The 13,377-nt window shown below is 61.0% G+C and carries 11 protein-coding genes; 10 read left to right on the plus strand and 1 reads right to left on the minus strand.

Annotation, left to right across the window (positions count from 1 at the left end):
* Positions 1 to 53: 53 nt before the first annotated feature.
* The 8 genes from AB4N84_RS24310 (at position 54) to AB4N84_RS24345 (ending at position 8,196) form a co-directional block, all read left to right on the plus strand.
* The gene (locus tag AB4N84_RS24310; protein ID WP_074751415.1) at positions 54 to 614 is read left to right on the plus strand and encodes a biliverdin-producing heme oxygenase; all 561 of its coding nucleotides are present in this window, start codon (positions 54 to 56) and stop codon (positions 612 to 614) included.
* Positions 611 to 2,830, plus strand: coding sequence for an ATP-binding protein (locus AB4N84_RS24315; protein WP_460043575.1), 2,220 nt, complete (start codon positions 611 to 613; stop codon positions 2,828 to 2,830). Before AB4N84_RS24310 ends, AB4N84_RS24315 begins: the two co-directional genes overlap by 4 nt.
* The gene (gene pcaQ, locus AB4N84_RS24320; RefSeq protein ID WP_460043577.1) at positions 2,827 to 3,756 is read left to right on the plus strand and encodes a pca operon transcription factor PcaQ; all 930 of its coding nucleotides are present in this window, start codon (positions 2,827 to 2,829) and stop codon (positions 3,754 to 3,756) included. Before AB4N84_RS24315 ends, pcaQ begins: the two co-directional genes overlap by 4 nt.
* A 145-nt stretch (positions 3,757 to 3,901) precedes the next feature.
* Positions 3,902 to 4,621: a protocatechuate 3,4-dioxygenase subunit beta gene (gene pcaH / locus AB4N84_RS24325; protein ID WP_460043579.1), complete on the plus strand. Its 720-nt coding sequence runs from the start codon at positions 3,902 to 3,904 to the stop codon at positions 4,619 to 4,621.
* Positions 4,622 to 4,633: 12 nt separating this feature from the next.
* On the plus strand, positions 4,634 to 5,236 hold the full coding sequence (gene pcaG / locus AB4N84_RS24330) for a protocatechuate 3,4-dioxygenase subunit alpha (protein WP_074751232.1): 603 nt from the start codon (positions 4,634 to 4,636) through the stop codon (positions 5,234 to 5,236).
* Between the two features lie 97 nt (positions 5,237 to 5,333).
* Positions 5,334 to 6,647 carry a 3-carboxy-cis,cis-muconate cycloisomerase gene (locus tag AB4N84_RS24335; protein ID WP_460047122.1) on the plus strand — a complete coding sequence of 438 codons (1,314 nt, stop codon included), beginning with the start codon at positions 5,334 to 5,336 and terminating at the stop codon, positions 6,645 to 6,647.
* Positions 6,648 to 6,663: 16 nt separating this feature from the next.
* On the plus strand, positions 6,664 to 7,059 hold the full coding sequence (gene pcaC, locus AB4N84_RS24340) for a 4-carboxymuconolactone decarboxylase (protein ID WP_460043580.1): 396 nt from the start codon (positions 6,664 to 6,666) through the stop codon (positions 7,057 to 7,059).
* A gap of 249 nt (positions 7,060 to 7,308) precedes the next feature.
* Entirely contained in the window at positions 7,309 to 8,196 is an 888-nt protein-coding gene (locus tag AB4N84_RS24345; protein WP_074751226.1) for a DMT family transporter, read from the plus strand.
* 854 nt (positions 8,197 to 9,050) lie between these two features.
* On the opposite strand, the gene AB4N84_RS24350 is transcribed toward AB4N84_RS24345, so the two are convergent.
* Positions 9,051 to 10,340, minus strand: a complete 1,290-nt coding sequence (locus AB4N84_RS24350) for an MFS transporter (RefSeq protein ID WP_460043582.1) — start codon at positions 10,338 to 10,340, stop codon at positions 9,051 to 9,053.
* 358 nt (positions 10,341 to 10,698) lie between these two features.
* Between AB4N84_RS24350 and quiC the strand changes: the two genes are divergently transcribed.
* Positions 10,699 to 12,606 (plus strand): 3-dehydroshikimate dehydratase QuiC, encoded by a 1,908-nt coding sequence (quiC, locus tag AB4N84_RS24355; RefSeq protein ID WP_460043583.1) that lies wholly within the window; start codon positions 10,699 to 10,701, stop codon positions 12,604 to 12,606.
* Positions 12,607 to 12,696: 90 nt separating this feature from the next.
* Positions 12,697 to 13,368 (plus strand): TetR/AcrR family transcriptional regulator, encoded by a 672-nt coding sequence (locus AB4N84_RS24360; protein ID WP_074751222.1) that lies wholly within the window; start codon positions 12,697 to 12,699, stop codon positions 13,366 to 13,368.
* Positions 13,369 to 13,377 lie beyond the last annotated feature (9 nt).

Consider the following 13,377-nt stretch of genomic DNA (forward strand, 5'->3'; position numbering starts at 1 on the left):
CCCCCGAATTAACGCTCTCCAGCGCTGCAACCCAGGCACCTTGCGTGCTGCAGATGCTGCGTGCCGCCACTGCGGCGCAACACAAGGCGCTGGAGGCCCGATTGCCGCTGACGCACCCCGACCTTGATCGGGATGCCTATCAGCGCATTATCCAGGCGTATTACGGTTTTCATGCGCCGCTGCAAGGGCAAATCGAGCGGTTTCATGCCCCGCACCTCGTTCAGCCCGATCGGCAAAAGGTCCCGGCGTTGGTGAAAGACCTGCGTGCACTGGGGCTGAACGACGCTCAGATCGAGGCGTTGCCGTTGTGCGCCGACCTGCCGCCTATTAACGGCGAGGCCGATCTGCTCGGCGTGATGTACGTCATGGAAGGCGCCACGCTGGGTGGGCAAGTCCTGCGCCGCATCATCGCCGAGCGACTGTCGATCGGCGCCGACAGCGGCGGCGAATTCCTTGATGTCTACGGCCGGGACACAGGACGCTTGTGGAAGGCGTTCCTCAAACAGTTGGCAGGCTTCGATCATCCCGACGACAACCAGCAAGTGGTGGATTCGGCCTGCGCCACGTTTGCTTCGTTCGCCTGCTGGCTGGAATGCAAAGGAGTGCTGCGATGACCTCTGAACACGATTTGCAGACGTTGCTGAAGAACTGCGCTGACGAGCCGATCCGGATTCCGGGCGCGATTCAGCCCCATGGCGTGTTGCTGACAGTGGACGAAGCCACGTGGACGGTTCAGCAAGTCAGCGCCAACGCTCAATCGTTGCTGGCCGATGCTCCCGCGCCGCAGTCAGGCCAGCCGCTGTCCGGCTGGCTCGGCAACGAACCCTCCGAGCGCTTGCGGGAACGCTTGCTATCCGAGTCACTGGACGAGATCAACCCCATGTCGCTGCGGATCGGCGACCAGACGGTCGACGGGCTGATCCATCGCCACGACGGCCTGCTGTTCATCGAGCTTGAGCCGGTTCAGGCCGACCCTGCCGCTGTCGGGCGCTCGCTTGATCAACGCCTCACCCGCACGCTGCGACGCCTTCAATCGGCGAAAACCCTGTCGGCACTCTACGAGATCAGCGTCACCGAGATTCGTGCGCTGACCGGCTACGACCGCGTGCTGATCTACCGTTTTCAGGAGGCGGGCCACGGTCAGGTCATCGCCGAGTCCGCCACCTCTGAACTGGACGCCTATCAAGGCCTGTTTTTCCCTGCCAGCGACATTCCCGAGCAGGCGCGCGAACTGTATCGCCTGAACTGGCTGCGGATCATTCCCGATGCCGCTTACGTCCCTGTGCCCATGGTGCCAGCGCTGCGGCCAGACACGGGCCAGCCGCTGGACATGGCGTATGCAGTGTTGCGCAGCGTGTCGCCAATCCATTGTCAGTACATGCAGAACATGGGCGTGCGTTCGTCCATGAGCATTTCGCTGCTTAAGGATGATCGGCTGTGGGGCCTGATCAGCTGCGGCAATCGCCAGCCGTTGCGAGTGCCGCCTGCCTTGCGGGTGGCCTGCGAGACCATCGGCCAAGTGCTCTCGATGCAGATCAGCGCGCTCGAAGAACTGAACGCACAGCGCCAGCGTCAGGCGAAGGGCGGTCTGCTCAACATGCTCGCCACAGCAATGGCCGAAGCTGAAGGCGATGTGTATCACGGCTTGATCGAGCAAGCTGAAGACGTCCTGGCCCTCGTCGACGCCGGTGGCCTGGCGGTCGTCATCGAGGATCAGGTGCATCTGTTTGGTAAATGCCCATCGGCTGAACAAGTGAAGGCACTGCAAACCTGGGTGCAGGCGTCGGACAGCGTTGTGACCACGGACAGTCTGGGTGCGCTTTATGAGCCTGCACGGGCGTACTCGCGGGTTGCCAGTGGTCTGCTGGCGTTCAGTTTGCCAAAGCCGGTGGACAACGCCGTCTTGTGGTTTCGCCCCGAGCAGAAGGACAGCGTGCAGTGGAGCGGCAACCCGGACATGTCGAAGGTCGTGGTAGGCAACCGCTTGCAGCCGCGTGAATCGTTTGAAGTCTGGAAGCAACAGGTCGATGGCACAGCCCGGCAGTGGGATGTCGGCGACGTTTATGCGGTGTCCGACTTGCGGCGGTCTGCACTGGAATCGGATTTGTCGCGGCAGGTATTGCGCGAGAAAGACGCCGTGCGCGCACGAGACGAACTGGTGGCGGTGGTGTCCCACGACTTGCGCAGTCCGTTGACCGCGATCGTCATGCAGTGCGGGATGATGCAACGGTTGATCGCTGCCGATGTGAGTCCGGCGTCCAAACGCTTGAACTCGGCAATCGATACGTTGCAGCGAGCCACGGCGCGCATGACCAACCTGCTGGAGGACCTGCTCGACACCGCGAAGATCGAGGCTGGCCGTTATTCCATCGCTCCGCAGGCAGTGGAGATCAGCCAGCTCTTCGAGGACGCCTGGTCGCTGCTGACGCCGCTGGCGCTGAACAAGTTCATCGACTTGACGTTCTCAGGCGAGCCTGAGCTAAAGGTCATGGCCGACCCTGAGCGGATGTTTCAGGTGCTGTCCAATCTGGTGGGGAACGCCATCAAGTTCACCCCAAAGGAAGGATTGATCAGCGTGACGGCGACCCTGGAGGGCGATTTCGTCGCCGTGAGCATCGTCGACTCCGGTGCTGGCATTGCCCCGGATCAACTGCCTCATGTCTTCGAGCGTTACTGGCGCATACGGGAAGGCAATCCGAGCGGTACCGGCTTGGGGCTGTACATCTCGCAGGGGATCGTCAAAGCCCATGGCGGTGAGTTGACCGCGTCCAGTGCGTTGGGCGTGGGCAGCGTGTTCCGTTTTACCGTGCCGGTGGCAAAACCTTCGTGAACATCGATACGCGGATCAAATTCCGACACTTGGTGTGTTTCCTTGAAGTGGCGCGCCAAGGCAGCCTGGCCAAAGCCTCGGACAAACTGGCGATCAGTCAGCCGGCATTGTCCAAAACCCTGAAGGAGCTGGAAGGCCTGCTCAACGCCAGCCTGTTCGTGCGCAGCAAGCGCGGGGCGGCACTCACCGAGTCGGGCGTGGCCTTCATGCGGTACGCCGGGCCCTGCGTCCAGGCGTTGCGCGAAGGGGTGAACAGTCTGCGTTCGGGGGAGCATGCGCCGGTGGCGGTGCGACTCGGGGTGTTGTCGACCGTGGAGAGCCTGCTGGTGCCCGAGGTCATCTGTCGCTTACATGCCAGACACCCGGCATTGGTGGTCAGCGTCGCGACAGGTCCGAGCGCGTATCTGCTGTCGCAGTTGCGCCTGGGCGAACTGGATCTGGTGGTGGGGCGCATGACCGACAGCCCACAGATCCTCGGCTTGAGTTTCGAGCACCTGTACAGCGAATCGATGACGTTGGTGGTGCGCGAGGGGCATCCGTTGCTGACCACAGGCGAGGGTTCGCTGACGCTTGAAGACTTCCCGGTCGTGTTGCCGCTGGCGGGGACCACCATCCGCCAGTTTGCCGACAGCCTGTTTGTCCAGCACGGTATCGATCCTCCACGCCAGCGGCTTGAAACGCTGTCCCTGACCCTCAGCCGCCGCTACGTGCAATGCAGTGATGCGGTCTGGATCGCGCCATACGATGCGGTGCGCCAGGATCTGCAAGCGGGTGAGTTGGTCGAGCTCGAGCTCGGAATTCGCGAGCCGGGCGGCTCGGTGGGCCTGTGCAGTAACCCGGCGTTGCCGCTGTCGATTCCCGCGCAGTGGTGTGTCGAGACGTTGCGGGAAGTCGGGCAGGCCTATCGCGAGGGGACCTATCCATAACCGTTTGGTTATGGATGTCGGCGTTATTTTCAGTGTTGCCGAGGTCGATGGCGCGGGACACTGCGTCATCGCCTGCATGGCCGCACCGTTTACCGGTGGGCACGAGCAGGCGCAGACCTCCAATAACTAGAAACAGGAGACTGGCATGTCCGACGCACTCGACAGCCGCTTCGCCATCCGCGACCGTAATTGGCACCCGAAAGCCCTGACCCCTGATTACAAGACCTCGATCCTGCGCTCTCCACAGCAGGCACTGGTCAGTATTCCGCAATCGATTTCCGAGACCAGCGGCCCCGATTTCTCCCACCTGCAATTCGGCCGTCATGACGCCGACCTGTTGTTGAATTTCAACAACGGTGGTTTGCCGATCGGTGAACGCATCATCGTGGCTGGCCGGGTCGTCGATCAGTACGGCAAGCCAGTGCCTCACACGCTGGTGGAAATGTGGCAAGCCAATGCTGGCGGCCGTTATCGGCACAAAAAAGACGCGTATCTGGCGCCGCTGGACCCCAATTTCGGTGGCGTAGGTCGCTGCCTGACGGACCGCGAGGGCAACTACAGCTTTCGCACCGTGAAGCCCGGCCCGTACCCATGGCGTAACGGCCCGAACGATTGGCGCCCCGCGCACATTCATGTGTCCGTCAGCGGTCCATCAATCTCGACCCGCTTGATTACGCAACTGTATTTCGAAGGCGACCCGCTGATCGGGATGTGCCCGATCGTCAAGTCCATCGCCAATGCGGACGCGGTGCAAAGCCTGATTGCCAAACTCGACATGAGCATGGCCAATCCGATGGATTGCCTGGCCTACCGCTTTGATATCGTCCTGCGCGGTCAGCGCAAGACACACTTCGAAAACGTCTGAGGAGGGTTGCCCATGCCCGTTCAAATATTGCCGGAAACCCCATCACAGACTGCAGGGCCCTACGTGCACATCGGTCTGGCACTCGAAGCCGCAGGCAACCCGGCACGGGAACAGGAAATCTGGAACGAAATGGCCCGTCCGGGCGCGACCGGCGAGCACATTGTGTTGCTGGGGCACGTCTACGACGGCAATGGCCACCTGATTCGGGACTCGTTTCTGGAACTGTGGCAGGCCGATGCCGAGGGGCGTTACCACAGCGATTACGACCTGAGCAAAACGTTCAACAGCTTTGGCCGCACAGCCACCACCGATGAGGGTGAATGGCAGGTCAAGACCGTTAAACCTGGCGTTGTCCTGAACGCTGCTGGCGTACCGATGGCGCCCCACGTCAACGTTTCCCTGTTCGCCAGGGGCATCAACATCCATCTGCAGACGCGCCTGTACTTTGATGACGAAGCCCCGAGTAACGCAGCGGATCCGGTGCTCAATCTGATCGAGCAACCGCAGCGACGCCAGACACTGATCGCTAAACGGTGCAGCGTCGATGGCCAGTTAGCCTATCGTTTTGACATCCGCGTTCAGGGTGAAGACGAAACCGTATTCTTCGATTTCTGATCGCAGGCGACATCAAAGGTAGGGACGATCCGTCAGGAGCAGTACGTTGAACAGACCCGGCAATCAACTTTTCGACCACTATTTCACTCAAGAGGGCATGCGGGAGGTGTTCTCTGACCGAGGACGCGTGCAGGGCATGCTGGATTTCGAAGCCGCCTTGGCGCGTGCCGAGGCTTCCATCGGCGCGATCCCGGCCGAGGCGGTGAACGACATCGTCGCGGCATGCGACGCGTCGCTTTACGACTTCGATGCGCTGGCGGTTGCCATTGGCAATGCCGGCAATTCGGCGATTCCCTTGGTCAAGGCCCTCGGTCGACAGATTGCCGCGCGCAACGAGAAAGCCGAGCGATACGTCCACATGGGCGCGACCAGCCAGGACGCCATGGACAGTGGGCTGGTGGTGCAACTGCGCAGCGCGATCACTCTGTTGGACAAGGACCTGGAGCATCTGGCCGACGCGCTGGCGCAACAGGCTCAGCGGCATGCCGGTGTGCCCATGCCGGGCCGCACCTGGTTGCAGCAGGCGACTCCGATTACCCTCGGCGCGAAAATCGCCGGGTGGCTGGGCGCAATCACTCGGCATCGGCAACGGCTCAGGGAACTCAAGCCTCGTCTGCTGTGCCTGCAGTTCGGTGGCGCGTCGGGCAGCCTGGCGGCGCTGGGTGAAATGGCGTTTCCGATTGCCGAAGCGCTGGCGCGGGAGTTGAAACTGAACCTGCCGGACCAGCCGTGGCACACCCAGCGCGACCGACTGGTGGAGTTCGCCAGTTGGCTGGGCCTGGTGGCCGGAGGGCTGGGCAAGATCGGTCGAGACATCAGCTTGATGATGCAGACTGAAGCCGGTGAGGTGTTCGAGCCCGCAGCGGCGGGCAAGGGCGGTTCATCGACCATGCCGCACAAGCGCAATCCGGTCGGGGCCGCCGTGATGATCGGCGCCGCCACCCGGGCGCCGGGTCTGGTCGCCACCATGTTCAGCGCCATGCCACAGGAACACGAACGCAGCCTGGGGTTGTGGCATGCGGAATGGGACACCCTGCCGGAGTTGTGCTGCCTGGTATCGGGGTCGTTGCAGCAGGCACTGGCGGTGATTCCCGGCCTTGAAGTCGACGCCGGGCGCATGCGCCAGAACCTGGACCTGACCCACGGGCTGGTGCTGGCCGAAGCGGTGAGCATTGCGCTCGCACAGCGGATCGGTCGCGACGCAGCCCACCATCTGATCGAGCAATGCTGCCGCCGCGCTGTCGAGCAGGGCAGGCACCTGCGGGCAATCTTGGGCGACGAGCCTGAGGTCACGGCGCAGCTGTCAGCACAGGCGCTGGACAATCTGCTGAATCCCGCGCAATACCTGGGGCAATCGAAGCGCTGGGTCAAACGCGCGGTGGCTGAGCATCAGGCCTTCAATCTTCGTTAAATCCGACGAGAGCAAAATGGACGAAAAACAACGTTACGAGGCGGGCATGAACGTCCGTCGGGCTGTACTGGGCGACGCGCACGTCGACCGCAGTCTGGAGAAGCTCACGCCCTTCAACGGCGAGTTTCAGGAAATGATCACCCGCCACGCCTGGGGCGACATCTGGACCCGGCCGGGTTTGCCGCGCCACACCCGCAGCCTGATCACCATCGCCATGCTCATCGGCATGAACCGCGAAGGCGAACTGCGCCTGCACCTGCGTGCCGCGAAAAACAACGGCGTGACACGCGACGAGATCAAGGAAGTGCTGATGCAGAGCGCGATCTACTGCGGCATCCCTGCCGCCAATGCGTCGTTTCACCTGGCGGAAGAGGTGTGGAGCGAGTTGGGCGTTGAGTCGTTGCAGGACTGAGCTGCGAAGCGTCTCAAATGCCTTTGAGAAACGAGTCCGGCGCCCGCCGGATTCGTCATGCTGTTTTTCCCTTCAACGCATCTGACGTCCACCGTAGGATCAAACGCGACTACGTATTCAAAAAAACAACTGAATGTTCATGAATGTTTGGTTATCTGACGACGCCTTCTATATTCTTTCCTCGTCTACCCCGATGCTCTGAACAGCAACGGCGCGACCACGCATTCACGCAAGGCCAAAGGAAAGCTGATGAGTACCACCAGCACGCCGCTCTCCGGCGTCAACCAGCCGCTCAAGGGCATCGCACTGATTCTCCTGGCGACTTTCCTGTTTTCCAGTCACGACACCTTGTCCAAATACCTTTCCGGCATTTACCCGATCATGATGGTGGTCTGGGTGCGTTATGTGGTGCACACCGCGCTGATGGCCTGCATCTTCATGCCGTCCTCGGGCCTGCGGGTCTTGCGCACCAAGCGTCCCGGCTTACAGGCGCTGCGCGCGGCCTGCTTGCTGGGAACCAGTTTGTTGTTCACCAGTGGGTTGATGTTCATCCCGATCGCTGAGGCGACCGCGGTCAACTTTCTTGCGCCGCTGCTGGTCACGGCGTTGTCGGTGCCGTTGCTCAAGGAGCAGGTCAGCCGCGGACAGTGGATTGCGGTGCTGGTGGGCTTCAGCGGGGTCATGGTGATCGTGCACCCCGGCGGGGAATTGTTTACGCCTGCCGTGCTGCTGCCGCTGGGGTCTGCGTTGTGCTTTGCCTGCTACCAGTTGCTTACGCGGCTGGTGGCGGCGCATGACAGCCCGACCACCAGCAACTTCTTCGCCGGGTTGTTCAACAGCCTGTTGATGAGCGCCATCGTGCCGTTCTTCTGGCAGTCGCCAGAGTGGAAGCACATTCCGTTCATGCTGGCATTGGGCACGTGCGGGATGGTTGCGCACCTGATGCTGACCCAGGCGTTCCGCTTCGCGGCGCCTGCTTTGTTGGCGCCGTTCGGGTATTGCCAGATCGTGTTTGCCGGGCTGTGGGGCTTTATCGTGTTCAACCATGCGCCGTCACTGACCGCCCAGGCGGGGATCGCGATCATTTGTCTGAGTGGGTTGGCGGCAGCGTGGCAGCAGCGTAAGAAGGGCGGCTAGCTTTTTTGGTGGGGCACTGCGTTAGGGCGTATGGCCGTTAGAAGGTGTCGGCGCCGACGTTTGGGTTCGGCCTAACGGCCAAACTGTTCCGTTCATCGGCGGGTTACTTGGAAAAGTCGGGTTGCCGCACCATCCCAAAGTAACCAAGGGTGTGCTCCTGGTTTGGCGACTCCTTCGTCGTCGTACCTTCACTCCGGCGACGCTCCTTGGGCCCGCGCTGAACGGACATCCATGTCCTAGCAGCGCTCTCGCGGCATCCATGCCGCTCGGCCCACGGATTGCCGCCTGCGTTCAGCCTGCACCCAAGTCGCGAGTTGTGGTGTCTGGACTATCGCGTACAAGAGGAACGCGGGCTGGAGCTAACGCTCTTCGCGTCTTGATTTGTGCATCAATCTTCTTTGCGCCGCTCTTTACTGTAGGAGCGTGGCTTGTCCCGCGATCTGCCGGGAACGGGCAGTAAACTCTGTGAACGCGGACCGCCTGACACTGCCGAGGTGTTGGGTTTTACTCCTGCTTCGCAGCAGATCGTCGGACAAGCCGGACTCCTACGCCTTCGGCAGAATCAAAAGCACGCCAGCAAGCTGCTCTTGATCTGCTTTTTCGAACAGAGAGTCCAGACACCACAACTCGCGACTTGGGTGCAGGCTGAACGCAGGTGATGCGCAGTGGGCCGAGCGGCATGGATGCCGCGAGAGCGCCGTCAGGACATGGATGTGCGTTCGGCGCGGGCCCACGGAGCGTCGCCGAAGTGAATGAACCCGACGCAGGAGGGCCAAACCAGGAGCAAAACACTTGGTTACCTGGTGTCTTCAAGTAACCCGCCGAAGGCGGAACAGTTGGCCGTTAGGCCAAACCTACGCGTTCTCAACCGTGCGAGGCGCCATGAAGTACATCCACACCAGCGCAATGAAATACATCGCCGGGATCATCGTGAACAACACGTTGTAGTTGTTGTGCGTGGCCGTCAGCACGGCGCCGACGATCTGGGTCATGAACATCCCGCCAATCGCCGCGCACATGCCGCCAAAGCCAAACACCGTGCTCATCATGTGTTTCGGCGTGTAGTCCATCACCAGGCTCCAGATGTTCGCGGTCCAGGCCTGATGCGCGCCGACCGCCAGCGCGATGGCCAGAACCGCCACCCACAACCCGCTGGCGTTGGCAGCGAACACCACACTGATGATCGTCAGTGCGAACACCAGCATCGACAGCAGGCGCGACGTCGTCGGGCGCATGCCACGGCCGATCAACCACGATGACAGGATGCCGCCACCGATGCTGCCGAAGTCGGCCGTCAGCCAGATGAGGATCAGCGGAATGCCCATCTGGGTGACGTTGATGCCCAGGTTGTATTGCTGATTCAGGAACGGCGGCAGCCAGTACAGGTAAAACCAGAACACCGGTGCTGTCAGCGCATAGGCCAGCGCGAACGCCCAGGTGCCGCGCATTTTCAGAATCTGCGAGAAAGGCACTTTGGCGGGAACGGGTTCAGCTTCACTGCCTTGGTTGATGTAATCCAGTTCGCTTTGGCGAACGGTGGGGTGGTCTTCAGGGTTGAAGTACTTCAAGCGCCAGATCACGACCCAGGTCAACCCCAGTGCGCCCATGCAGATAAACGCCGCCTGCCAGCCCCACACGGTGAGGATCAGGGGCAACAGAGCGGGAGTGACCATTGCCCCGACATTGGTGCCGGCATTGAAGATGCCGGTGGCGACCGCGCGTTCGCCGGCCGGGAACCACAACCGGGTGGTCTTGACGCACGCCGGGTAGTTGGCGGCTTCCGTCATGCCGAGAATGAAGCGACACACCATGAAGCCCGCAGCGGAAGTGGCAAGGCCATGGGCGCCGGTCGCGAAGCTCCAGAGCAATACCGCGAGAAAGAACGCTCGCTTGACGCCCACCCGGTCGATGAACCGTCCTTGAAGCAAAAAGCCAATCGCATAACCGACCTGGAACCAGAAGTTGATGTTGGCGTAATCCATCGCCGACCAGCTCATCTGTTTGGCCAGGATCGGCTGCATGACCCCGAGCGCCGCGCGGTCGATGTAATTCAGGGTGGTTGCGAAGAAGACCAGGGCCAGCATGCCCCACCGTGTTTTGCCGATCGCGAGCGCGCCGCGGATCTTTTTCTCCGATCCCGGCATGAGGATGCACGGGTGTGGCTGCGACCGGCGCAGGGGAAGCAGGGTATGAGCGCATGAGCATTTAACCTGTCTTGGAATTGTTATGGTTTTGTCTGGGTGACGCTGAGCCGATGCAAGGCAGAACAGTGACGCGGCATCGGTTGAAGCTGAACCTTGTCCGACAATGTGGAGATGATGGTGGAGCGCATGGGCAGAAGCGTCAATTGACTGAGGGCTCTTTTGGGCGATTATCGAACACAAAACTAACCGGTCCGTACATTTAAATTGCCGTAACAGGATACCGGGAGAATAATCGGTTTAACACCTGAACACCGGCTGGAGAACTGACCGTCAGGTGAAATAACCGAGGAGTCAGAACATGCAGCGCTCGATTGCCACCGTTTCTTTGAGCGGAACCCTGCCAGAAAAGCTCGAAGCCATTGCCGCCGCGGGTTTCGACGGTGTTGAGATATTCGAAAACGACCTTCTGTACTACGACGGCAGCCCGCGCAACGTGCGCCAGATGTGCGCTGATCTGGGCATTGCGATCACGCTGTTTCAACCGTTTCGCGACTTTGAAGGCTGCCGCCGCGACCGCCTGCAACGTAACGTCGACCGGGCAGAGCGCAAATTCGACCTGATGCAAGAGCTCGGCACTGACCTGGTGCTGGTGTGCAGTAACACCGCCAGTGATTCGCTGGGCGATGAGCGCATGCTGCTGGACGACCTGGCGCTGCTGGCCGATCGCGCTGGCGCCCGCGACCTGCGAATCGGTTACGAGGCCCTGGCTTGGGGGCGTCACGTCAACACCTGGCAACAGGTGTGGAATCTGGTGCGTCAGGTCGATCATCCCGCCCTCGGCGTATTGCTCGACAGCTTTCATACGCTCTCGCTCAAGGGCGATCCGGCGGGTATCGCCGAGATTCCCGGCAACAAAATCTTCTTTGTGCAGATGGCTGACGCGCCTGTGCTGGCGATGGACGTGCTGGAGTGGAGTCGCCACTTCCGCTGTTTCCCGGGGCAGGGTGAATTCGACTTGCCGGGGTTCCTTGCGCCGATTTTGAAAAGTGGTTACACCGGCCCGCTGTCGCTGGAGATTTTCAACGACGGTTTTCGCGCTGCGCCGCCGCGCGCCAACGCTGCCGACGGCCTGCGTTCGCTGTTGTACCTGGAAGAGAAAACCCGTGAGTTGCTGGACCGGGAGGCTCGACCGGTTGCGCCGCAATTGTTGTTCAGTCCGCCCGAGGCTGGCCGGTATGACGGGGTCGATTTTCTCGAATTCGCCGTTGACGACGCGCAGGGTGCGCGCCTTGCCGGTTGGTTGGAAAAGCTCGGTTTTGCCAGGCTTGGCCAGCATCGGTCCAAGGCGGTGAGCTTGCTGGGGCACGGCGATATCAAGATCGTGTTGAATGCCGAACCCTATTCGTTCGCGCACAGTTTCTTCGAATCCCACGGTCCGTCGTTGTGCGCCACGGCCTTGCGGGTCGAGAACGGGCATGGGGCGCTCGAACGCGCGCGGCAGTATAAAGGCCAGCCGTATCGTGGTCTGGTCGGGCCTAATGAACGGGAAATCCCGGCGGTGCGCGCACCGGACGGCAGTCTGATCTATCTGGTGGAACCTGCCGCAGCCGGGCAGTCGATCTACGACAGTGACTTCAATATCGACGCCCAGGCAGCGGGCGGAGGCGGTCTGCAACGCATCGATCACATGGCGATGGCGTTGCCCGCCGACAGCCTCGACAGCTGGGTGCTGTTCTATAAAACCCTGCTGGATTTCGAAGCCGACGACGAAGTGGTGCTGCCTGACCCGTACGGTCTGGTGAAGAGCCGCGCGTTACGCAGCCGTTGCAGCAGCGTGCGCTTGCCGTTGAACATTTCGGAGAATCGCAACACCGCGATTTCTCACGCGCTGTCCAGCTACCGAGGCTCTGGCGTGCATCACATTGCCTTCGCGTGCGACGACATCTTTGCGCAGGTTGCGCGGGCGAAAGAGGCCGGCGTGCAGTTGCTGGACATTCCACTCAACTATTACGACGATCTGGCGGCCCGTTTCGATTTCGACGACGAGTTCCTGAGCGAACTGGCCTACTACAACGTCCTCTATGACCGGGATGCCAACGGTGGCGAGCTGTTCCACGTATACACCGAGGCGTTCGACGACCGGTTTTTCTTCGAAATCCTGCAACGCAAAAACGGCTATGTCGGTTACGGCGCAGCCAACGTGGCCGTGCGGTTGGCGGCCATGGCCAAGTCGCGCAGCAGCAGCGCACGGCAGGCGCGGTTGTGAGGGTTCGGATGGCATGCTGGCATATGCCACTTCCGTAACGCGGCGGTGCGGCTCATAATCGCGCGATTCCACCGTGGTCGTGAGCCAAGCATGAAAACTGTCGACGACATCCTTGCCGAAGCGCCCGTAGAGGCCCCACGCAAGAGCCGCAAAAACAATCCGGAAAAAACCCGCGACGGCATCCTTCAGGCGGCCGTCGCCGAGTTTGTGGCCCAAGGACTTTCGGGCGCTCGGGTTGATGCCATCGCCGAACGGACGCAAACCTCAAAACGCATGATCTACTACTACTTCAACAGCAAGGAACAGCTGTACACCGAAGTATTGGAGAAACTGTACGGCGACATCCGTCTTACCGAGAGCAGCCTGGAGCTCGACGTGCTGGAGCCCATGGCGGCGATCCAGCGTCTGGTGGAATTCACCTTCGATCACCATGATCGTAACGTCGACTTCGTGCGCATCGTGTGCATCGAGAACATTCACAATGGCGACAACGTCAAGCAGTCATCGACGATTCGTGCGTTGAGCCAGCACGTGTTGCAGGCGCTGGATGAAACGCTGCGTCGGGGCGAGCAGGAAGGGGTTTTCCGCAAAGGCGTGCAGGCGGTGGACCTGCACATGCTGATCAGTTCGTTCTGTTTCTATCGGGTGTCCAACCGCCATACGTTTTCGGAGATCTTCCAGATCGAGCTGGAAGATCAGGACGTCAAGGCGCGACACAAAGCGATGATCAGTGACTCGGTGACGCGTTATCTGATGCCGTAAGCAGGTGTC

It is taken from the genome of Pseudomonas sp. S2_H01 (assembly GCF_054668305.1).

Coding starts and splice junctions, on each gene's coding strand:
- AB4N84_RS24310 (WP_074751415.1), top strand. CDS start 54: ATGCTGCGTGCCGCCACTGCGGCGCAACACAAGGCGCTGGAGGCCCGA.
- AB4N84_RS24315 (WP_460043575.1), top strand. CDS start 611: ATGACCTCTGAACACGATTTGCAGACGTTGCTGAAGAACTGCGCTGAC.
- pcaH (WP_460043579.1), top strand. CDS start 3,902: ATGTCCGACGCACTCGACAGCCGCTTCGCCATCCGCGACCGTAATTGG.
- pcaG (WP_074751232.1), top strand. CDS start 4,634: ATGCCCGTTCAAATATTGCCGGAAACCCCATCACAGACTGCAGGGCCC.
- AB4N84_RS24335 (WP_460047122.1), top strand. CDS start 5,334: ATGCGGGAGGTGTTCTCTGACCGAGGACGCGTGCAGGGCATGCTGGAT.
- pcaC (WP_460043580.1), top strand. CDS start 6,664: ATGGACGAAAAACAACGTTACGAGGCGGGCATGAACGTCCGTCGGGCT.
- AB4N84_RS24345 (WP_074751226.1), top strand. CDS start 7,309: ATGAGTACCACCAGCACGCCGCTCTCCGGCGTCAACCAGCCGCTCAAG.
- AB4N84_RS24350 (WP_460043582.1), bottom strand. CDS start 10,340: ATGCCGGGATCGGAGAAAAAGATCCGCGGCGCGCTCGCGATCGGCAAA.
- quiC (WP_460043583.1), top strand. CDS start 10,699: ATGCAGCGCTCGATTGCCACCGTTTCTTTGAGCGGAACCCTGCCAGAA.
- AB4N84_RS24360 (WP_074751222.1), top strand. CDS start 12,697: ATGAAAACTGTCGACGACATCCTTGCCGAAGCGCCCGTAGAGGCCCCA.